The organism is Nocardioides sp. AN3 (assembly GCF_054653495.1).
On record NZ_BAAIGC010000001.1, the window covers coordinates 528,615 to 547,542 of the forward strand.

The window sequence follows — 18,928 nt, forward strand, 5'->3', positions numbered from 1 at the left end:
CGACCCGGGGCGCGGTGACCTTCGACCCCTCCGGTCCGCCCTCGGTCGAGCGAGGCTGGACGAACGACGGAGCCAGCGAAGGGAGCGTGGCGATGCAGGCGACCGAAGCACTCAACGCGGCCAAGGAGGCGCTCACGGTGAAGCGGATCTTCGGCGAGCCCTACGAACATGACGGCGTGACCGTGATCCCGGCCGCCCAGGTCGGCGGAGGCGCCGGCGGAGGCATGGGGCACGACAACAAGGGTCAGGAGGGCGAGGGCGGCGGGTTCGGCCTCGCCGGCCGCCCGGCCGGCAGCTTCGTGATCAAGGGTGGGGAGGTGAAGTGGGTCCCCGCCGTGGACCCGAACCGCTTGTTCGCGATCGCCGGCGTGGTGGCGGTGGTGTTCCTCCTCGTCCGCGGTGGAATCGCACGAGCCCGGATCCGTCACACGTAGGGGCTGCCCGGACTGAAGGATCGCCTGGATGAGAACCTGCGCTTCGCCCTCGGCCTGACGCGCCTGGCTCTCGGAACCGTGCGACCGGCCAGTTGCGGGTGGGCTGGTGGGCTCTCACGCTGGCCGTCGGCCAGTTCACGGCGATCGTCTGCTCGTGCGCATCCGTCTCCGGCAAGCTGCGCCGTCGGCGGCGCGCTCAGGTCGTGCGCGACTGGGAGCGGAAGCGGACGACCTCACGTCCGAGCGGCTGGTTCCCCGTGACCGGTGCGAGGCGGTCGGGGTGACCTTCGGGCGCGACCTCGATCCGGTCACGACCGTTGTTCTTGGCGGCGTAGAGCGCATGGTCCGCAGCTGCCTGAAGCGACTTGGCGTCCCGGCCGTTGTCGGGCAGCACGGCGATGCCGACGCTCAGGGTGATCTGGCGGTCGAAGTCCGGCAGTCGGATGGCTGAGACCGCGGCGCGGATCCGCTCCGCCGTGCCACGGGCCTGCTCGGCGTCGGCGTCCGCGAGCACGACCAGGAACTCCTCGCCGCCGTAGCGCCCGGCGAAGTCGATCGTGCGCAAGGCGCCGGCCAGGACGCTGCCGATGCTGCGAAGGACGTCATCGCCACGAGCGTGGCCGTGCTGGTCGTTGACCTGCTTGAAATGGTCGACGTCGCACATCAGCACGGCCAGTCCGGTGCCGGTCCGCAGGCTGTGGGCCACCATCCGTTGCATGGCGCTGGAGATGGCGCGCCGGTTGGGCAGGTTGGTGAGGCCGTCGGTCACGGCTCGCATCTCGGCACCGGCCAGGTTGCGCAGGTTCCCCAGCACGGGCGCGGCCTGGGTGACCGCGTCGCGGATGGCGCGCTGGTCGGTCTCGGTCAACGGTTGTGGATGCTCGGTGAGGACACTGCCGATGACTTCGCCGCGGACGATCAAGGGTTCGCAGAGGGTTCGCTCTCCGGCCAGGGAGCACACCGGGCACGGCAGCAGGTCGAGCTCTCCGGCCAGCTCACGGCCCTCGTGCGGACGCGCCTTGCGAGCGGCGAGGCAGGCGCCGGGGTCCGCGGACTCGATGCCGGCCGCCGCGGTGCTGCCTCCCGAGGCCGAGACCAGCCCGGGAGCACCCTGGCTGTCGTTGAGATCGAGCACCGTGACGCGGCTGCCGGGGATGACGCGTTCGAGGTGTCGGCGCAGGAGGCCATGGGCGTCGGGTTCGCTCTCCGTGAGCTGCAGAGCGTCGATCAGCTCGAGCTTCCTCTGGTCGTAGGTCGCCTCGGCCTGGCGCCGATCAGCGAGGTCGTCCAGGGCGCGGCCGAGCTGAGCCAGCTCGTCTCGGCCTTCGGCGCTCAGCCGGCGACTGTAGTCGCCTCGACCGACCTGGGTGGCGAACGCCGAGTACTCCAGGGTGCGGGGAAGAACGCTCCGGATCAGCCAGATCACCGTGGCGATCGAGCACAGCAGGCCGGCGAGCCCGGCCATGAGCATGAGCTCGATGCTGAGGTCATAGTCGCGCAGCGCTGCCTGGTAGGCCACGTCGGCCTCGCGGGTCTCCTGGGTCGTGATCGCCCGCGCCGCGGTCACGGCACCGTGGAACTCGCCGTTGATCTCGTCCTCGACGTGGACGTGGGCGGCGGGAGCGGTGGCGGTGGGCAGCTGGTCGGCCAGGACGCCGACGAACCGCGCCCAGCTCGTGTTGATGCTCCGCATGGCTGACCGCTCGCCATGATCTGAGGAGGTCAGAGCGTCGACGGAGGCGAGTGCCTGCTCGGCAGCGGGGATGAGGGCGTCCATCAGCTCGGTCCGCAGCCGACGCCGCTGGGCGCCATCGTCCTCGAGGAGAAGCTCGAGGCTGGCCCGGTGCACCTCTTGGAGGGCGGACTCCAGACGGGCGACCTGGAGCGTGCCCCGCAGATGGTCCTCGTAGAGCGAGTGGGCGCCTTGGCGGCCGGTGTTCAGCCCATGGATGCCCGCCGCGGTCACCGCCACCAGAGCCGGCAGCAGCACAGCGAGCACGAGGGCGAAGCGCCAGCTGATCCGGATCGAGTAACGGGCACCCTTCACAGCGACGCCCTTCCTTTCTCCGATGGTCGCCTCGCGTGGACGCGGCACCCGTCGACACCAGGCGCTCGCATGGCACAACGACACATCCACCTGCGGGTCACGCTTCCAGAAAGCTGGGTGGGATCCTTGGTGAGTGACGGATGGAAGTCGGTGTGGCTGGGCTCCGGTGCCGGGCGTTGCGCCCGATGGGGGCGCTGAAGGGCCAGCCACTCAGCTCGAGGTCGACGGCGAGCTCTTCGAGCTGACAAGCGACGGATTCCGCGGCACCCACTACGCCTGGATCAGTGGGCCGAATGCCGGCTACGGATTCACCTCGAGCCCTACTTCGGAGAGCCCGGAGGAGCATCGTGCGAACATTCGCAACTTCCTCGCCATGGTCGACAAGGAGACGGGCTACATCGAGGATTGACCGCGGTGCTGCATACTTCCCGCGTGGATGTGGCCGACGAACAGCAGCGCCGAGCGTGGAGGCGCGCGTGGATCATCCCGCTGGCAGCCATGTCCGTCGCGGGTGCAGCAGCGACGGCCTTGCGTGATGCAGGGGTGTCGCCTCCGCAGGTGATGAGCGTCTGCTTCTTCGTCGGGGCGATGGGCGGAGCGGGTTGGCAGGTGCTGAATCGACGGGACTTCGTCGACCGCTTCTTCGGTTGGTCTCTCATGTTGGCGGTGGTGATGCTGCTGATCGCTCTCCCGGGCGTCGAATCCAGTGCCGGTGGTGGTGCAGGAGCCCTTCCAGGTGTCGTGGTGGGGGTGGTCCTCACCGAGGGCTGGATGCGGCTCACGGCCCGCTCCGCGCGGGACTCAGCATCGGTCGGCGGAGCGCGCTAATCCGAGTTTCCTGACGTCTTTCGCATGACGAGCGGAACGACGGCGAGCCTTCCAGCGCCGGTCGCGACGCCGAGGGCCATGCCCCACCACGCGCTTCCCCCGGAGACGATTCCGCCCGCGACGAGGCCCACGACGGCAGCCGCCAGCACATGCCAACGCTGTGCGGTCGTGCGCCACGTCATGCCGTGTACGGCCACCGCGCCCACCGTTCCGAGGAGCGCAGCGGGCAGCGCTCCGACCAGGATCAGTGCCATGAAGGTGCTCGCGGACTCGCTCCACCTAAATCCGGGCACCCCGTCGGCGGGTGCAAGCTCCGCAGCGAAGACGACCAGGCTGATCGCGATCGACAGCACGTATCCCCACACCCCGGGCGCGCCGGGCCTTCGGGCAGGGAGGACCTCGGACACGACACCAGGATCTCAGGACATTCAGCGCCTCGTGTGGCTTCCCCAACATCCGCTCGTGCGTGGGTGGATCCAACTCGGAAGTGATGAAAACCGGTCGTAGGGCTGTCCGACTTTTGCGTACGGTTCACGCGTGTCAGTCGTCGACGTGATTGAGGGCGAGCGGCGATTGCCGCCCGGGTTCCGGCACCCGCATGCGTCGGAGGAGGCGCGGACGATAGCCGAGGCCGGCATGATCCTGCGCATCCAGGTCGGCTCCGGCGTACACGGCACCTCCATCAGCGGGCAGGATGACCGCGACGAGATGGGGATCTGCCTGGAGCCGGCCGCATTCGTCACCGGATTGGCCCGGGTGCCGCGAGGCATCGACGACGACGCCGCCGGCGAGATCCAGTTCGAGCAGTATCAACGGCACACCGTCTGGGACAAGCCGGGAGGCCTCGCGAATCGCTCAGGCGCTGGCGACCTGGACGTGGTCGTGTATTCGGCGCGCAAGTGGTGCCGGCTTGCGCTGGCTGGCAACCCCACCGTGCTGCTCGCGCTCTTCGTGCCGGACGAGGAGGTCGTCTACCGCAATGCAGTCGGCGCCGAGCTGGTGGCCAACTCGTCGCGGTTCGTCTCCAAGCTCGCCGCCGACAGATTCCTGGGCTACCTGCGCTCCCAGAAGGCCGCCATGGTGGGTGAGGCAGGTGCGCACACCAACCGACCCGAGCTCGTCGCCGTGCACGGCTACGACACCAAGTTCGCCATGCATGCCCTGCGGCTCGGCGTCCAGGGCGTGGAGTTCCTCACCACCGGTCGGATCAGCCTTCCGGTGCCAGAGCCAGACCTCAGCTTCCTCCGGGCAGTACGCCGCGGTGAGGTCGAGGCCAGCGACGTCATCGACGCCATCGAGATGGCCGAGCGGCGGCTCGAGCGACTCCGTCAGGCATCGCTGGTCCCCGACCAACCCGACCGACGTTGGGTCGACGAGTGGCTGCACCGCGCCCATCTGGACTACTGGGTCCACTGAGGTCTTCCCGTCGCGTGACCCTGCGCCGCCGGACCGCACTGGCAGAGTGCTCGCATCAATGACAGTCGAGAGTCCCCGGGGTGTTGCGCATGGCAGTCGACCGCAAGCTGGTGCTCGAGAACATGTTCCCCTTCGAGGTGCGCGACCTCGATGAGCGCGTTGTTCGCGACGGGTGGACCTACTACGTCCAGGCGGTCAAGCGGCCGGGGTCGCTCGGACGGCGCCCCTTGAGCGACTCGGGCGGCGTCGGCGAGGCGGTGGTGGGTGTCGTCATCGGGATCAGCGCCGCTTCTGAATCAAGACGACGTAGGCCAGCGCGACGCCGAGACCGGCAAGGATCGGACCGAGCGACTGGGCGACGCCCGAGGCTGTGAAGGTCCAGGCGGCCCCGAGGACGATCATCGCGAACGCGACCAGCGACCCCAGGATCTTCGCTGCGACGCTCGGGTTGCCGTAGCGGTTCCCGGGACCTTGCTCGTTCATCGCGGCAAGGCTAGCTCAGTCAGCCGTTCAACGTGTCGGGCATGGCCGTTGAGGGAGTCACCAAGCGTCGCCGGGGCGGTCCTCGCATGTCACCTCAACTGAGAGGTCTGGGACCGCCGACCTGTCGATGCGGAGGATCATCAGGCCGCCGTGCTCATCATCGGGAAAAACGCCGGCTGCCGTCTTGGTGGAGGACAGGCCTCGCCATCGCTCCCAGCCCAGCGACTCATAGAACGTCGTCGCCCGCCCGGTCGAGAGCATGCCGGCCTGCCAACGCCGGGAGATCTCCTCGCGCAACTGCTCCATCATCGACCGCCCGATGCCTCGGCGCTGGCGCTCTGGGTCCGTCGCCACCGCCTCCACGTAACCGACCGTCCTCCAGGGCTGTTTCCCGAACTTGATCCTCCGCGGGACTGCGCTGGCGTGTCCAACGATGCGGTCGCCATCGCGCGCCACGACATGAACGCCGCCGTATGCGTGCTCGGCGTCGTCGTCGGTGAAGCGAGAGCCGAAGGCGCGGTCCCACAGTCGTCGTAGGGCCGCACGCATCGCGACGTCGACGTGATCACTCTCCATCACGTCGAGATGCGCGCCGACGAGCTCACGGGACATGGAGGGCTCACCACCGTCCGCGGTGCACGACCTCGTCGAAAGGGCGTCGGTTCAGCCGTTCGATGACGGCCAGCGGCTTGTCCGCGGGATAGCCGACGGAGAGCATGTAGGCCAGGAACCGTCCCTCCGGGAAGCCCAGGACCGCTCTGGCCTGGTCCTGGTCGGCGGCGGCAGCATGGCCCGTGCCCACGCCCAGGTCGGCGGCGGCCACCGTCATCGCGTACGTCGCCTGGCCGAGGTCGTACTGCAGCAGAGCGGACTGCTGGTCGTCCTTCGGCTCTGGTGCGACGATCGCGATCGCGGCGGCCGCGCGGGCGACATGACCGGCGCCCTGCCACACCTTCGCAAGGTCGACCAGCTGCGCCCTGTCCGTGACGAGCACGAAGTCCCATGGCTGCCAGTTGCCCGCCGACGGGGCGCGTCGCCCGGCCTCCAGGATCCTGTCGAGCGCCTCGTCAGGGACTGCCTGCTCAGTGAACTGCCGAACGTTACGTCGCGCCCGCATGGCGTCCCAGGTCTCCACGGGTGCCATCTTGCGCCTCCGACGCCGCTGTGGCGACTACCCCGCCGGCGGCTGTTGGCCTGGGGTCGATGGAGGAATGCTGCAGTTCCCGCCCCGGCTCGACGATGGCCCGGCTCGACGGTGGCTGAGTCAGCCGCGACGAGCCGGCCGAGTGGGACGTCAGCTGGTCTCGACCCGGCGCTTGAGCAGCGCGATCGGATGGACGAAACGGAAGCCGGCTCCCCATGTCGACACCATCCCGACCGCCTCCCAGCCGTCCGCGCCCAGCTGGTTGAGCTCACCGATGTCCTTTTCGACCTTCGTCAGGTCAGCGATCCTGTACTCCCAACGGTCCATGTCAGCTCTCCCTTCACCCGCCTTCAGCATCGCGCCTGCCGCATATGCCACCCAGAGGCTTAAGTCACCTCATCCCGATCGCCGGAATCCGGGCGGCACGTGGGCCCACCGCGACGATCTCGGGACGTGTTCCTCCGGACACGAGGTACCGAGCGTGTTTCGCGGGCATTCTTCGTGAGTCTCGTCGGGGACTTGTTCACCACGATCCGACCCTGTACGCTTTTCTGTACAGGAGGAATCATGAAGACCTTGAGCTACACAGAGTCGAGGGCGCGCTACGCCGAGGTGCTCGACAGCGTCGTCAACGACCGCGAGGAGGTGGTTATCACGCGCGCCGGGCACGAGCCGGTCGTGATCGTGTCTCTCGAAGACTTCGAATCGCTCCGCGAGACCGCCTATCTGATGCGTTCCCCCGCCAACGCACGCCGACTCCTCGATGCGATGGAGCGCCTCGAGAGCGGTGACGGCGAGGCACGCGACCTGGTCGACGCCGATTGAGCATGCGGCTGGTCTGGGACGTCAACGCCTGGGGAGACTATCTCTGGTGGCAGGTTCAGGACCGGAAGGTCCTCAAGCGCCTCAATGTTCTGATCCAAGACGTGGCACGCCATGGCAATGACGGCATCGGAAAGCCTGAACCCCTGAAACACGACGTTGCTGGCTACTGGTCCAGGCGGATCACTGACGAACATCGACTCGTCTACAAGGTCCTCAACGACGAGGTACGGATCGCTGCCTGCAGATACCACTACGGAAGATGACTCCTGCGCGCCGAGAAAGCGGCTAGACGCGCCGCTCATGGGTGCCGTGCTCTGGGGCGTGCGCGAACCAACCATCGCCCGCGATGACACAGTTGGGGTACGGCGCGGCCAGTTGCTTCAACTTCGTGGATTCCGGATCCGGCGGCAAATGTCGGCGTTGAGCACGGTTCGAGGTCGTAGGCGCTGTAGACGAGGAAGCGAGCCTCGACTGGCTGCCGGAGGACAAGCTCGCACACGTACTCCGTAGCGGCCCCGATTGATCCGAACGGAATTGATACGAGGTCGTCCCACTGATCTGGGGTCATGACGATCTCAACCACCCGCATTGCCGCTTCGCCCGTTCGTTGTTCACCATCTACGTCCGAGACATTCACCAGTGGCGGCTATTCACGCGGCGCGACGCTGGCGTCGCGCAGTGCCGAGCCAGCCGACGGGATCGGCCGATCCCACTCAGGATGCGCCGATCTCAACGCTTCGTATGCGACCTCGACCTCCTCGGGCACGTCGACGTGGCCAAGGTAGTTGCGCCCGCGCGGCCCGTAGCCGTGGATATCGTCGCGTAGCCGAGGCACCTCTCCCATCACCAGCGCGATCCACCGATGCCACGGCCAGCTGTCCCGGCTGTCAGGACCGGGGCGGTTCACGACAACGGCACCGCCCAATGACCAGTGACGTCGAAAGATGGCGCCCATCCGGCGCTGCATCGTCGGGTCCTGAGTCAGGGCGACCGTGTGCGGCCGCAGGCCGTGTCGTCGCGCTATTTGCTCGGCGTGCGTGATGTTGGTCCCGCAGTTTGGTGGACTCAGTTTCGAGGAGCGTGTCCTGAATGCCGTGTACCTCACGCAGTCAGGTGGCCATCACCTCCGCCTCGGTCGACGCGGCTGCCTCGACGGAGTCCGGCTCGACACCTACAGCAGCGAGCATCGCGTCCGTGTTGTGGCCTCGGCCGCCGACCAGCATCAGCGTGCGCGCCTCGCCGGCCCTCACCACGATGATGGTCGCCGAGAAGGGCGCCGACCTGGTGAAGGCTGCTCAATAGTCGACCCCGCGTCGAGATCCGCGGAATCGGCCGCTCGCCGGTCCGATCGGCGCCGCCGAAGCGATACGCCCCGGTTCAGCGCAGCGACCTCGGAGCCGAAGCGCAGTACCGTACAACGGTGCTCCGCACGACGCTTCTCGCGCTTGCTCTCCCCGCGCTGTTCGCCTGCAGCAGCGGTAGCGGCGAGGGCTCCTCGGCTGCCTCGACCGGGCCGTCGACTACTGGTGATCCGACTGGCTCGACGGCTGTGGTGCGCCAGCCGCGGCAGCTCACCCAGACTCAGTTGAAGCACACGCTTCCAATGCCGCGTGACATGTCGTCGATCTTCTCCCCGACACAGGCGAACCAGCCCGGCAAGGACGACCGGAGCTTCCTGTGTGGCGCGGACGTCGATCATCTCGACCGCAGCGACGCGGAGGCGAAGGTCGGCTACGTCGCCCAGGTCGGATTGTCTCTCACCAGGTACTCCTTCCGCATCAGCCAGTTCGACTCACCTGAGGTCGCGGTCGATCAGATCCAGGCGTTGGGTGACGCGATCGACTCCTGCACCAGCTTCACCGCCAACGGCGACACCTACACCGTCGCGCCGTTTTCCGTGGCCGGTGACGACGAAGACACCATTGCGGTGCAAGCGACCACCAAGTCCGCAGGGTTCGCCGTGGCCGTGAACATGCTCATGGTGCGCACCGGCTCGAGCTTGGTGGCGTCCCTGTCGGCCACCATCGGCTTAGCTGAAGGGTCGACCATCGACGACTTGGTCCGCCTCAGCCGGGAAACCGTCGATCGTTACGACGCCGAGGCCGGCGTCACCTGATCAGACAAAGGACAGCACCCGCTGCTGCAGCGCTGATGCCGTGCCGCACGATGTGTCGGATGTCGGCCACACCGCCGCCCCGCGACCGGCCTGGGTCAGTCATCTTCGAGGCCGGCCTTGCGCGCCTTCCCGATGGCGCCGGCGCGGTCGGTGACCTGCAGTTTCGTGAAGATGTTGGAGACGTGGTTGCGGACGGTCTTGAGGCTGATCATGAGCTCGTGGGCGATGGCGGCGTTGCCCTTTCCGGCCGCCATCATCTCCAACACCTCGCGTTCGCGTTCGGTGAGGGAAGGGAACGCTGCGGCTCGCGACCCCGCGCCGCGGGCGAAGTGGTCGACCACGCGCGCGGCTACCTCGGGGCCGAAGATGGCCTCACCGGCGGCGGCAGCGTGGATCGCTCGGACGATCTCATCCTGATCGGCCCCTTTGAGGAGGTAGCCGTGCGCGCCGACACGCATCGCCGCGAAGACTGAGTCATCGTCGTCGAACATGGTGAGCACGATGACGGCCGGAGGGCGCGCGGGGGCGAAGGCACGGATGATCTGACGGGTCGCCTCGATGCCGTCCAGGTCGGGCATACGCAGGTCCATCAGGACCACGTCGGGAGTCGAGGACACCGCGAGCTCCACAGCCACCGCTCCCGTCTGGGCCATGCCGACGAGCTTCACATCGGCGATGTCGGCGAGCATGAGCTCGAGCCCTCTGCGGTAGGCGGGGTGGTCGTCGGCCACGAGCACGCGGATCACGTCATGGCCCCGGTCGATGTCGCGGTTGCTGCGGCGGTTGCGGAGTCGATCGCGGCCTCGGTTGCGGTCTCGTCGTGGAGCGGCAGGACGGCGTGGACCACGACACCGCCCTCGGCGCGTTCGGAGATCGTGCACGACCCGCCGAGCTCTGCGGCGCGCTCGGCCATCGAGGCCCAGCCGACCCGATCGGGACGCGGATGCTCGAGGCCGCGGCCGTTGTCCGAGATGGTGAGCTCGAGAGTGCCGTCGACCGTGAGCTCCACCCGGCAGCGGCTGGCTCCCGCGTGCTTGATGACGTTCGTCATGGCCTCCGAGGCGATGCGGAGAGCTGCCACCTCGACCGCGGCCGGGACCGGTGGTGCGCTGGACGGGCAGGACACCTCGAACACCAGGCGATCGGTCGACAGTGACGCAGCCCGTTGCCGGATCGCGCCGGTGAGGCCGACCTCGTCGATGGCGGGCGGCCGGAGCCCGTCCACCACGCGTCGTACCTCGACGATCGTGGCCTTGGTCTCGTCGCGGATCTCGGTGAGCAGGAGGTCGCGCGAATCGGCGTCCTGGCGGGTCCGGGCAGTCTCGACCTTGAGGAGGATCGCCGCAAGCGACGGTCCGATGCCGTCGTGGAGCTCTCGGCGCAACCTCTTCCGCTCCTCCTCCCGCGCGGTGACGATCCGTGACCTCGAGGTCTGCAGCTCGCCGGCCAGCTGCGCCGCCCGCACCGTCACGGCCGCATGGCGGGCGAGGTCGTGGAGAAGGGCGACGTCGGCCGGTGAGAGGCGGCGCCCGGCCGGCGCCACCACGACGAGGTCGGCGATCGGCTCGTCCCGGTAGACCAGCGGCACTCGCACGGTTTCCAGATCCGGCGCGGGCTGGGCGCCCGGAGTCACCATCCACACGGCTCCGACTCGGAGCGCATCTCGCACGGACGCGGTGATGGCCTCGATCAACTGGAGCGGATCCGCGGACTCGAGGTCGGCGCCGAGCTTCCGCAGTGCCAGCGCAGGGTCGGAGCGGTAGCCGTAGACCCAGCGCTCGACACGGCGTCGCAATCGCGCATACGCGGGGCTGACCAGGACGGCGACCAGGGCCACCGCCACCGCGCCCCCGAGGCTGCCCTTTCCGAAGGCACCCTGAGCGACGACCAGGAGCACGGTGTAGGCGGCTACCACCGCCGACAGGAGTACGCCGTAGGTCACCGTCCTGCTGAGCACCATCTGGATGTCGAAGAGCTGGTAACGCAAGATCGCGATCCCGACCGTGACCGGAAGCACGGTGCCGGCCAGCGCGAGGGCCAGGTCGATCACGGGCGCGTTGTCGTGGAGCGCGAAGTGCGCAACCCAGACCAGCACCAGTGCCAGGGGCAGGCTGGTTGCTCCCCAGACCAGCCACAACAGTTGCAGACGGGTAGGGCCGGAGGCCCGCCGCAGCCGGGCTCGGACGGCGAGCCCTGCCCCGAAGAACAAGCCCACCGTCAGCATCAGCCCGGCCACACCGAGAACGCCGGCGATGGGCGCAGGCAGCCACGTCAGGGGTGGGTCACTGCCGTGGTGGTCCGCTCGGAAGCCGCCGGAGTCCCCGGCAGCGCCGACCAGGAACATCGCCACCCCGACGAGTCCGGCCTGCAGCCACTTCCGCCACCCTGGCGACAGGCTGTGGCCATCGGGCAGCAGGTAGGCGATGACGACGAGCCACACGAAGAGAAAGACCCATGAGCCGGCGGTGAGCTGGTCGATGACCATTCCGGCGTGATTGGTCGCGCTGCCCGAGCCGGTCAGCAGGATGCCGAAGCTGACGCCGTGCGCCACCAGCAGCCAGCCGATGCGACGTTGAGCCGAGCCCACGAGCACCAGCAGACCGACGAGCACAGCCAGTATCGAGGCTGTGAGCACGACGATGACGAACACACCGCCAGTCTGGGTCCTGCGGGGGCGCTGCGGAATGGTCCCGGGAACTGTTCCCGGATCGGCCGGGACATCTGGCTCGTGCGCCCGGGTCGGCAGGACGGTGAGCCTCGAAGGACCGCGGGGTCACCGGACCCTCCCGAGGAGAGGAAGCCACCATGTCATCGATCACCCTGGACAGGCTGCTGCCGTGGAGCGGCGCCGTGGCCGGCTTGTGCTGGATCGGACAAGCCGTGCTGCAGAAGACCTCACCCCACGACGTCCCTGGCGCGGCCACCACACGCGTCATCGAAGACCATCTCGGCCTCAATCAGGGAGCCCAGGGCTGCCTGGTCATCATGGGCATTGCTCTGCTGTGCTTCGCGACCGCGGTCCGCAACCTTCTACGGTCTGGCGAGGCGGGGGAGGGCACCTACTCGAGCATCGCCTACGCCGGCTGGGTAGTCGTCGTTGCCGGGCTCAGTCAGATGGTGACCTGGAACTGGGGCCTGTTCAACGGCGCTGCCGACGCCGGCGACGACGCCGCCCTGCGTGCCCTCAGCTATGTCTCGTACTTCGCCTGGGCTGGCATCGGAATCGGACTTGCCACCGCTTTCATCGCCACCGGACTCGGTGGTGTCCGCAACGCCGTGCTTCCCCGGTGGTTCGCCATCCTGACGGTCGTCATGGGCGCCTTGGCCGCCCTCGGAGACGCCGGCATCCCACCCGGCGGCCTCGTGAACTACCTCGGCCTGCCATTCTGGCTGATCGGCGCCTCCGTCATGGTCGCCCGGAGTCGCACGCGCTCCACGCAGCCGAGCCGGTCAGTGGGGCCCGTCCGGGCCGCCACGCACACGAGCAGTTGACGGCGGGCACGGTTCACACCCACGGCGGCCAACGCGACAGCGCTGGTCGCCATGTCCGGTCGAATCTCCGCCTCGTGCGGAGTCGGTCGAACCCATTCGATCGCGGCGGAGTGGGGCACCTCGGGGGGCCGCGACAGCCCGACCGCGTCTGCACGACGCAAACCCAGCTATCCGGCAGCCGGGCCGAGGACGAGCGGACGGCCTGGCATCCGGAGAAACCGCAAGACGTCCAGAGCCTCGCTGCTGAGGTCGTCCAGCACGGTGGGCGGTAGCGGCTCGAGGGGGGTCAAGGTCACCGTGCCGTTGCTCAAGCTCCATGTGCCGGCGACGCGGCCGTTGACGAGTGCTGTGGCGCGGAACAGCCCGTTCGTGGTGACAGCGGCGCGGTGGCCACCAGTGACGAAGTCCCGGTCGGCCCAGCCGTGCAGGATCGGGTCGAACATGCCGAGCAACCGCGGGGTCGGAAGTTCGGGGCTGTCGTCGACGCCTCCGAGCGCCATGAGTCCCTCGCCCGTCGGCGTGGTCGCGTCAGAGATGAGGTCGAAGGCGCGGCGCGCTTGGGTGAGCGGGATCCCGGCGTACGCCGCGAGATCATGTGGCCCCGCCGGCCCGTGCCCGGCCAGATAGCGCTGTGCCAGTGCGGTGAGACATGTGTGGGGGTCAGGAGGGTCGACGGTGCCGAGCCAGCGTCGTGCATCGACGAAGCAGTGCTCGTCGTCTTGGACGGGCCCGCGGACGACGTGCGCACGGAGGGACGCTGCGGCGAGCAGGTGGATCAGGGTCTGGCCCGCCGTCGGCATTCCTGCGGCGTCGAGCGTCGCACGCAACTGGTTGCGGCTGCGCGGGCCGTCGGCGAGGGTCTCGACGATGACAGCGACGGCCCGGTCGGTCGTGGCCGCGTCCACTCCGAGCTGCTCCAGTCGCCTGGCGACGCGTGGCGCGGTTCGCGGAGCGGTCAACGCGTGCAACCATGCATAGTCGGTTGCCTGAACCAGATGCAACGTGCCCCGGAACAGCCACGAGACGACCAACGATCGCCGCTGCGTCAACGCCGTGTCGACGTCCTCGGCGGTGCATCCGGCGGTCCGGGACCGAACGGCGAGTCGGAAGGCCCGGGGATCCTGGGCCTGCACGGCCAACAGCCGCTCGACGACCGCCTCGGGCGTCGACGCGGGCTCGGTGAGCAGTTGCGCACGCAGACGTGCCGCTGCCACGAACCCGGTCCCGGCCACCGGTGCCCCCGTCGTTGCGTCGCGTCCCGCGCAATGCCCAGTGACGCAGCGTAGTCCGGCTGTGTTCGCCTCGAGCCGAGGGCACCGGCGGCCCATTGGAAGCCGCGGTCCCGGCGCGGTGGGTCAGTCCGTGCCGCGGTGGACATGAGCGTGTTGGCCATCGCGGTCGAAGATCATCAGGAGCTCGGCGGGTCCGTCGATCGCGACGAATGCGTGGGGCGTCATGGTGGCGAATTCCGCAGCCTCCCCGGCCTCGACGCTGATCTCGCGGTCGCCGAGCAGGAGCAGGAGGCGGCCGCTGAGGACGAACAGCCAGTCGTGGCCGGGGTGGACGCGCTGCTGCGGCCGGGCTGCCGTGGGCTCGACCAGCATCTTCACCGCGACCGTGCTGCTGTCGGGCCGGCTCAGCGCCCAGGTCGTGCGGCCGCCGGCCCGGCTGGGGGTGGGCCGGATGACCACGTCGTCATCGCTGCTCACGTCGAGGAGCGCGTCAAGGCCGACCTGGAGGCCGGTGGCGAGCGGCAGCAGCACGTCGAGGCTGATCGTGCGCTTCCCGGTCTCGACGCGACTGATCGTCGACGGGCTCAGGTTCGTGCGCGCGGCCAGGTCGTCGAGGGACAGTCCGAGCGTCGTCCGCAGGCTGCGCAACCGGGTGCGGACGAGGTGCTCGACATCGGTGAGTGCGGACATGACCCTCCTTGCAGATTCAGCAAGAAGTCTGGCACATAACGCCAAGAGAAACCTACGATCGCCTCATGAACGATCACCACTCGGGCTCTGCTGCCTCCACCGTGGACGCTGTCGTCCGGCACTGCGACGTCGCCGTCATCGGCGGATCAGCGGCCGGGCTTGCTGCCGCCCTGCAACTCGGCCGTCAACGGCGATCGGTGATCGTGATCGACTCCGGCGAGCCGCGCAACGCTCCGGCTGCGCACATGCACAGCTTCCTCGGGCGTGACGGCACCGACCCTGCCGAGCTGCTCACCGCAGGCCGAGCGGAGGTGCGCAGCTACGGGGGAGAGGTGCTGTGGGGGCGAGCCGTGCGGGTGACGCGCGACGACGACCGCTTCGTCGTCGAGCTCGCCACGGGGGACAGCCTGGTGGCCCGCAGGATCGTCGTGGCGACCGGCCTGGTCGACGAGCTGCCCGACGTCGCCGGCCTGTCCGAGCACTGGGGTCGGGCGGTGATCCACTGCCCCTTCTGCCACGGCTACGAGGTGCGCGACCAGCGACTGGTGGAGCTCGTCACGCATCCGATGGGGCTACACGTCGTCCCGCTGCTGCGCCAGCTGACCGCGCGCCTGACCGTGCTGATCTCCGACGGGGTCGAGGTCGACGAGGCCGAGATCGGCACCCTCACGGCCGGAGGCGTCAAGGTGCGGTTGGCCACCACGGCGAAGCAGGTCATCGCCGACGCCGACGGCCGGTTGACCGCGGTCCAGCTGGCCGACGGCACGCGGATCGATGCCGACGCGATGCTCGTCGGGCCGCGGTTCCACGCCCGTGCCGAGCCGTTCGCGGGGCTCGGCCTCCACCCCGTGCTGCATGCCACCGGCATGGGGGAGGTGCTCGAGGTCGATGCGCTGGGGGCCACGTCCGTGGACGGAGTCTTCGCGGCCGGCAGCATCACCGACCCGGGCCAGCAGGTGCTCCAGGCTGCCGCCCACGGAAGTCGCGTCGGGGGTGCTGTCGCGATGAGCCTCGCTGCGGAGGACGTGCGGGTCGCAGCTCGCCCCTCCGGCGCGGTCGCCGACTGGGACCACCGTTACTCCGGCGAACCGGTTTGGAGCGGCAACCCCAACGGCTCGCTGGTCGCGGAAGTGGCCGACCTGGGCGGTGGTCGTGCGCTGGATGTCGGCGCCGGTGAAGGCGGCGATGCCATCTGGCTGGCCCTGCAGGGCTGGACGGTGACGGCGACCGACATCTCCTCGCACGCGCTCAACAGGATCCGGGCCGAGGCCGAGCGACGCGACTTGGCCATCATGTGCGAGCTGGTCGACGCCAACGAGTGGCAGCCGTTCACCCGAGGCGGGTTCGACCTCGTCACCGCGGCGTACGCCTCGATCCCGCGCACGCCCGACCTGCGCGGCATCCGCAACGTCCTCGACGCGGTCGCCCCTGGCGGAACGCTCGTCATCCTCAGCCACGACCTGGCGGCGATGCGCGACCCGAAGCACCAGCATCGTCCGTTCGACCCCGATGCGTACCTCCACATCGACGACTTCGTCGCCGTGCTCGAAGCCACGCCAAGCTGGGTCATCGAAGTCAACGACAAACGCGCGCGGCCGTCAGGGTCGGCGAGCGCAGCCCACCACGCCGACGACCGAGTGCTACGTGCCCGTCGGGCGGGCTGAGTCACCTGCCGCTCAACGCGGGCCACGAGTGCCGGTCCCCGGAGTGACGCAGCTTGGATCACGCCGACTGCCGGGCGGAGAGACGTCGATTCCACGGAGGCGTGCTGGCTACGTCGGTGCGCAGCCCCGGCGGGTCAGTTCCGCTGCGACGCGTGGCCCGTGCGGAACGTGGTCCAGAGTGCGCTCGGGGTCCGGCGCCAGCCGAGGTTGCGGGCGAGACGGATGCTTTCGGCGCCAGCAAGGGTGATGCCGATGAGGCCGACGACAAACTGGATGGCCCAGATGGCAATGCGGAGCTGGCCGGCGTCGGGTTCGGTCACGTCAAACGCCCAGATGATGAGCTGTGCGAAGGGAAACCAAGACACGACGAAGAGCACGATGCCTGCTCGCAGCCGGAGTGCTCCGTGCGCCATGCGGGCCTCCCGCTGGTCGGAATGCCGCTTCGGGTGGGTTCCTGAAATCCTCCCACGCGCGGCGGCCTTCATGGAGTGAGAAGCGCTGGTGACGATAGGAGGGCGCAAGTCGAGGTGAGCGCGTCCCCCGACGTGGTCGTGACGCCCGCTGGTCGGGTAAGCCGCGGGTCTCAGGCGGCGACGTGACGCAGTTCGAAGCGCGCCGACTGCGGATATGACGCACCATGATCTGTCTCCGTCCATCGCCGACGTGACGTGGCCGGCACACGCTGTCGCATGGCTGGCTGACGCCGGTGGCGACGAAGTCGCAGAGGTGATCACGGACTGCGCAGCACCGGTTCGACTGAGGCCCGGGGTCTGGTGCACGCGTGGGGCGAGGGTCGGATCGGGGCCAGTAGACGGCTTTCACGGTCGGTCATCGGCTGCAACACTCATGAGATGGCGATCGACCTGTACGCCCAGCAGTTCCGCGACCTGGCCGAACTGAGGTTCGCCGCGACGTCCAAGCGCGTGCGAGCCCAGCTGGACGGGGAAGTGGTTCTCGACACCGTCGATGCGATGCTCGTCTGGGAACCGCGGCGTGTCGTCCCGTCGTACGCCGTGCCGCCGGAAGATCTGCGCCTTGATCTGATCGAGCACCTCCCGGGCGCAGTGCCGGATGACATCGGACCGGTGCTGCCGCCACACCATCACGAGTGGCACACCGTGCCGGGACGATCATTGCACCTCGGGACACGCGGGGAGGTCGCTTTCCGGCCGGACGAGCCCGCGCTGGAAGGGCGGGTGATCCTGCATTGGGATCCGTTCGAATGGGTCGAGGAGGACCAATCGGTCGTCGTCCACGCCCACGACCCATTCACCAGGATCGACGTGCTCCGGAGCAACCGTCACGTGCGCGTCGACTTAGGTGGGAGGACGATCGCTGAGTCCGTGCAGCCGACGGCGCTCTACGAGACCGGCTTGCCGACGCGGTGGTATCTCCCGCGCCAGGACGTTCGGATGGACCTCCTCACGCCTTCGGAGTTCCACACCGCTTGCGCCTACAAGGGCACAGCCTCTTATCTGAGTGCTGAAGGCGGCGCCGACATCGCTTGGTACTACGCCGACCCGCTGCCCGAGGCCGAAGCCATCAGGGATCTGATCAGCTTCTGGCGTGCCGCCGAGGTGTACGTCGACGGCAACCGCGTGCGCACGGGGATGCCAGGCGAAGGCTGAAGGATCGGCAGGCGCGACGTCTCGCTCACGTAGCGACCGGTGCCCGGGCAGGAGACGGTCACCGGCCGTCGTCATGGATCGGTGCGGCCGCCAGGCGGCGGTGTGAGGCGCGCGTCACGACCTGCTCCGGGGTCGCAGTCAGCCTGGGCGTAGCAACGTCGCTCGTCTGCCGTGGCGGGAGCACCAGGTAGGGAAAAGTCGCTGCAAGGGGGACGACAAGCAATCGCGACGAGCCGACGAGATGCCCCGAGCACCGGCACATCTCCTCATTCAGACTTCGTGGTCGAGGCAGTTGTACGACGACTCGCTCATGGGCAGATCCGCTCGGGTCGGGGCAGATGTGTGCGCCCGCCCACTCCTACGACAGGTCCCAACCCGGATTCGCAGAGGAGTAGGCGGTCAACAGCGCGAACGCAAACACGGCTTGGAGCAAGCCAGCGAGCAGCGACCCCAGGATGAGACCCGTGCCGAGTCGTCTCGTGGGCCGTCTCGCCAAGAGCAGGGTGCCCGCGAGGACAACCAGAGCAATCGCTGCCCAGCAGACCAGCGCGACGACGACTACCAACCCGAAGGCTGAGACCCAGATGAACCCACCACCGACTGCGAAGAGCAGGAGGTGCCCGGCGACAGCCCCCGACGAGGCAGAGATCACGCCTACGGCACAAGGCTGTACGTGCGCAGCGGCATCCGTTCCGGTCACCCCGAAATCCTCACACAATGATCCCCGCGCGTCCGCTCATCGACAGTTCCGATCAGTAACGCGCCCGAAGCGGCGGTGTGACCCGCCTTCGGCCCCCGCGATACCCTCTGACCCGGCTACTTGTTGACTTCTCATACGGCTCCGGCCCGGCCAGGCTGGTGTCGAGGTGCTCGACGGGACGCTCTCCATTCCCGGCTGCCCAGCATCGCAGGAGGCTGTGGCTCTCATC

At 68.6% G+C, this 18,928-nt stretch carries 24 protein-coding genes; 10 read left to right on the forward strand and 14 right to left on the reverse strand.

Going from position 1 to position 18,928, the window contains the following annotated elements:
• Positions 1-92 precede the first annotated feature (92 nt).
• Complete coding sequence (locus ACYQ1K_RS02495) at positions 93-434, forward strand: spore germination protein GerW family protein (RefSeq protein ID WP_459981096.1); 342 nt, start codon at positions 93-95, stop codon at positions 432-434.
• Positions 435-630: 196 nt separating this feature from the next.
• Here the strand turns inward: ACYQ1K_RS02495 and ACYQ1K_RS02500 are convergent, their stop codons facing one another.
• On the reverse strand, positions 631-2,481 hold the full coding sequence (locus tag ACYQ1K_RS02500; protein WP_459981099.1) for a diguanylate cyclase: 1,851 nt from the start codon (positions 2,479-2,481) through the stop codon (positions 631-633).
• 133 nt (positions 2,482-2,614) lie between these two features.
• Here ACYQ1K_RS02500 and ACYQ1K_RS02505 point away from each other — a divergent pair, with 133 nt between their 5' ends.
• Together ACYQ1K_RS02505 and ACYQ1K_RS02510 are read left to right on the forward strand one after the other, a co-directional pair.
• Positions 2,615-2,890, forward strand: a complete 276-nt coding sequence (locus ACYQ1K_RS02505; RefSeq protein ID WP_459981102.1) for a hypothetical protein — start codon at positions 2,615-2,617, stop codon at positions 2,888-2,890.
• Positions 2,891-2,913: 23 nt separating this feature from the next.
• Positions 2,914-3,309: a hypothetical protein gene (locus ACYQ1K_RS02510; protein ID WP_459981104.1), complete on the forward strand. Its 396-nt coding sequence runs from the start codon at positions 2,914-2,916 to the stop codon at positions 3,307-3,309.
• On the opposite strand, the gene ACYQ1K_RS02515 is transcribed toward ACYQ1K_RS02510, so the two are convergent.
• Positions 3,306-3,716 (reverse strand): hypothetical protein, encoded by a 411-nt coding sequence (locus tag ACYQ1K_RS02515; protein ID WP_459981106.1) that lies wholly within the window; start codon positions 3,714-3,716, stop codon positions 3,306-3,308. The two genes, ACYQ1K_RS02510 and ACYQ1K_RS02515, sit on opposite strands and share 4 nt — an antisense overlap.
• 130 nt (positions 3,717-3,846) lie before the next feature.
• Between ACYQ1K_RS02515 and ACYQ1K_RS02520 the strand changes: the two genes are divergently transcribed.
• Positions 3,847-4,725: a DNA polymerase beta superfamily protein gene (locus ACYQ1K_RS02520; protein ID WP_459981109.1), complete on the forward strand. Its 879-nt coding sequence runs from the start codon at positions 3,847-3,849 to the stop codon at positions 4,723-4,725.
• Positions 4,726-5,004: 279 nt separating this feature from the next.
• On the opposite strand, the gene ACYQ1K_RS02525 is transcribed toward ACYQ1K_RS02520, so the two are convergent.
• The 4 genes from ACYQ1K_RS02525 to ACYQ1K_RS02540 all read right to left on the reverse strand — a co-directional run bounded on the left by ACYQ1K_RS02525 (position 5,005) and on the right by ACYQ1K_RS02540 (position 6,679).
• Positions 5,005-5,208 carry a hypothetical protein gene (locus ACYQ1K_RS02525; RefSeq protein WP_459981110.1) on the reverse strand — a complete coding sequence of 68 codons (204 nt, stop codon included), beginning with the start codon at positions 5,206-5,208 and terminating at the stop codon, positions 5,005-5,007.
• Between the two features lie 57 nt (positions 5,209-5,265).
• Entirely contained in the window at positions 5,266-5,820 is a 555-nt protein-coding gene (locus ACYQ1K_RS02530) for a GNAT family N-acetyltransferase (RefSeq protein ID WP_459981113.1), read from the reverse strand.
• Between the two features lie 7 nt (positions 5,821-5,827).
• Complete coding sequence (locus tag ACYQ1K_RS02535) at positions 5,828-6,343, reverse strand: nitroreductase family protein (protein WP_459981116.1); 516 nt, start codon at positions 6,341-6,343, stop codon at positions 5,828-5,830.
• A gap of 159 nt (positions 6,344-6,502) precedes the next feature.
• Positions 6,503-6,679 (reverse strand): hypothetical protein, encoded by a 177-nt coding sequence (locus ACYQ1K_RS02540; protein ID WP_459981118.1) that lies wholly within the window; start codon positions 6,677-6,679, stop codon positions 6,503-6,505.
• Positions 6,680-6,871: 192 nt separating this feature from the next.
• Here ACYQ1K_RS02540 and ACYQ1K_RS02545 point away from each other — a divergent pair, with 192 nt between their 5' ends.
• Both ACYQ1K_RS02545 and ACYQ1K_RS02550 read left to right on the forward strand, forming a co-directional pair.
• Positions 6,872-7,177, forward strand: a complete 306-nt coding sequence (locus ACYQ1K_RS02545) for a type II toxin-antitoxin system Phd/YefM family antitoxin (protein ID WP_459981120.1) — start codon at positions 6,872-6,874, stop codon at positions 7,175-7,177.
• A gap of 2 nt (positions 7,178-7,179) precedes the next feature.
• Positions 7,180-7,440, forward strand: coding sequence for a Txe/YoeB family addiction module toxin (locus ACYQ1K_RS02550; protein WP_459981122.1), 261 nt, complete (start codon positions 7,180-7,182; stop codon positions 7,438-7,440).
• A 383-nt stretch (positions 7,441-7,823) separates the two neighbouring features.
• On the opposite strand, the gene ACYQ1K_RS02555 is transcribed toward ACYQ1K_RS02550, so the two are convergent.
• Both ACYQ1K_RS02555 and ACYQ1K_RS02560 read right to left on the reverse strand, forming a co-directional pair.
• The gene (locus ACYQ1K_RS02555) at positions 7,824-8,144 is read right to left on the reverse strand and encodes a hypothetical protein (RefSeq protein ID WP_459981125.1); all 321 of its coding nucleotides are present in this window, start codon (positions 8,142-8,144) and stop codon (positions 7,824-7,826) included.
• Positions 8,145-8,286: 142 nt separating this feature from the next.
• Positions 8,287-8,427 carry a hypothetical protein gene (locus tag ACYQ1K_RS02560; RefSeq protein ID WP_459981127.1) on the reverse strand — a complete coding sequence of 47 codons (141 nt, stop codon included), beginning with the start codon at positions 8,425-8,427 and terminating at the stop codon, positions 8,287-8,289.
• Between the two features lie 170 nt (positions 8,428-8,597).
• On the opposite strand from ACYQ1K_RS02560, the gene ACYQ1K_RS02565 reads away from it, so the two are divergent.
• Complete coding sequence (locus tag ACYQ1K_RS02565; RefSeq protein ID WP_459981130.1) at positions 8,598-9,293, forward strand: hypothetical protein; 696 nt, start codon at positions 8,598-8,600, stop codon at positions 9,291-9,293.
• A 95-nt stretch (positions 9,294-9,388) separates the two neighbouring features.
• On the opposite strand, the gene ACYQ1K_RS02570 is transcribed toward ACYQ1K_RS02565, so the two are convergent.
• Positions 9,389-10,039 carry a response regulator transcription factor gene (locus ACYQ1K_RS02570; RefSeq protein ID WP_459981133.1) on the reverse strand — a complete coding sequence of 217 codons (651 nt, stop codon included), beginning with the start codon at positions 10,037-10,039 and terminating at the stop codon, positions 9,389-9,391.
• A complete protein-coding gene (locus ACYQ1K_RS02575; protein WP_459981135.1) occupies positions 10,036-11,943 on the reverse strand; it encodes a sensor histidine kinase in 1,908 nt (635 codons plus the stop codon). The genes ACYQ1K_RS02570 and ACYQ1K_RS02575 overlap by 4 nt, the downstream gene beginning before the upstream one ends.
• A gap of 155 nt (positions 11,944-12,098) precedes the next feature.
• On the opposite strand from ACYQ1K_RS02575, the gene ACYQ1K_RS02580 reads away from it, so the two are divergent.
• The gene (locus ACYQ1K_RS02580) at positions 12,099-12,785 is read left to right on the forward strand and encodes a hypothetical protein (protein ID WP_459981137.1); all 687 of its coding nucleotides are present in this window, start codon (positions 12,099-12,101) and stop codon (positions 12,783-12,785) included.
• Between the two features lie 167 nt (positions 12,786-12,952).
• Here the strand turns inward: ACYQ1K_RS02580 and ACYQ1K_RS02585 are convergent, their stop codons facing one another.
• The gene (locus tag ACYQ1K_RS02585; protein ID WP_459981138.1) at positions 12,953-13,999 is read right to left on the reverse strand and encodes a winged helix DNA-binding domain-containing protein; all 1,047 of its coding nucleotides are present in this window, start codon (positions 13,997-13,999) and stop codon (positions 12,953-12,955) included.
• Between the two features lie 141 nt (positions 14,000-14,140).
• Positions 14,141-14,707, reverse strand: a complete 567-nt coding sequence (locus ACYQ1K_RS02590) for a helix-turn-helix domain-containing protein (protein WP_459981140.1) — start codon at positions 14,705-14,707, stop codon at positions 14,141-14,143.
• A 65-nt stretch (positions 14,708-14,772) separates the two neighbouring features.
• On the opposite strand from ACYQ1K_RS02590, the gene ACYQ1K_RS02595 reads away from it, so the two are divergent.
• Positions 14,773-16,371 (forward strand): FAD-dependent oxidoreductase, encoded by a 1,599-nt coding sequence (locus ACYQ1K_RS02595; protein ID WP_459981143.1) that lies wholly within the window; start codon positions 14,773-14,775, stop codon positions 16,369-16,371.
• Positions 16,372-16,505: 134 nt separating this feature from the next.
• On the opposite strand, the gene ACYQ1K_RS02600 is transcribed toward ACYQ1K_RS02595, so the two are convergent.
• Positions 16,506-16,856 (reverse strand): hypothetical protein, encoded by a 351-nt coding sequence (locus ACYQ1K_RS02600; protein WP_459981145.1) that lies wholly within the window; start codon positions 16,854-16,856, stop codon positions 16,506-16,508.
• A gap of 366 nt (positions 16,857-17,222) precedes the next feature.
• On the opposite strand from ACYQ1K_RS02600, the gene ACYQ1K_RS02605 reads away from it, so the two are divergent.
• Complete coding sequence (locus ACYQ1K_RS02605; protein WP_459981147.1) at positions 17,223-17,999, forward strand: DUF427 domain-containing protein; 777 nt, start codon at positions 17,223-17,225, stop codon at positions 17,997-17,999.
• Positions 18,000-18,357: 358 nt separating this feature from the next.
• Here ACYQ1K_RS02605 and ACYQ1K_RS02610 read toward each other — a convergent pair whose 3' ends face one another.
• Complete coding sequence (locus ACYQ1K_RS02610; protein ID WP_459981151.1) at positions 18,358-18,699, reverse strand: hypothetical protein; 342 nt, start codon at positions 18,697-18,699, stop codon at positions 18,358-18,360.
• Between the last annotated feature and the right edge of the window lie 229 nt (positions 18,700-18,928).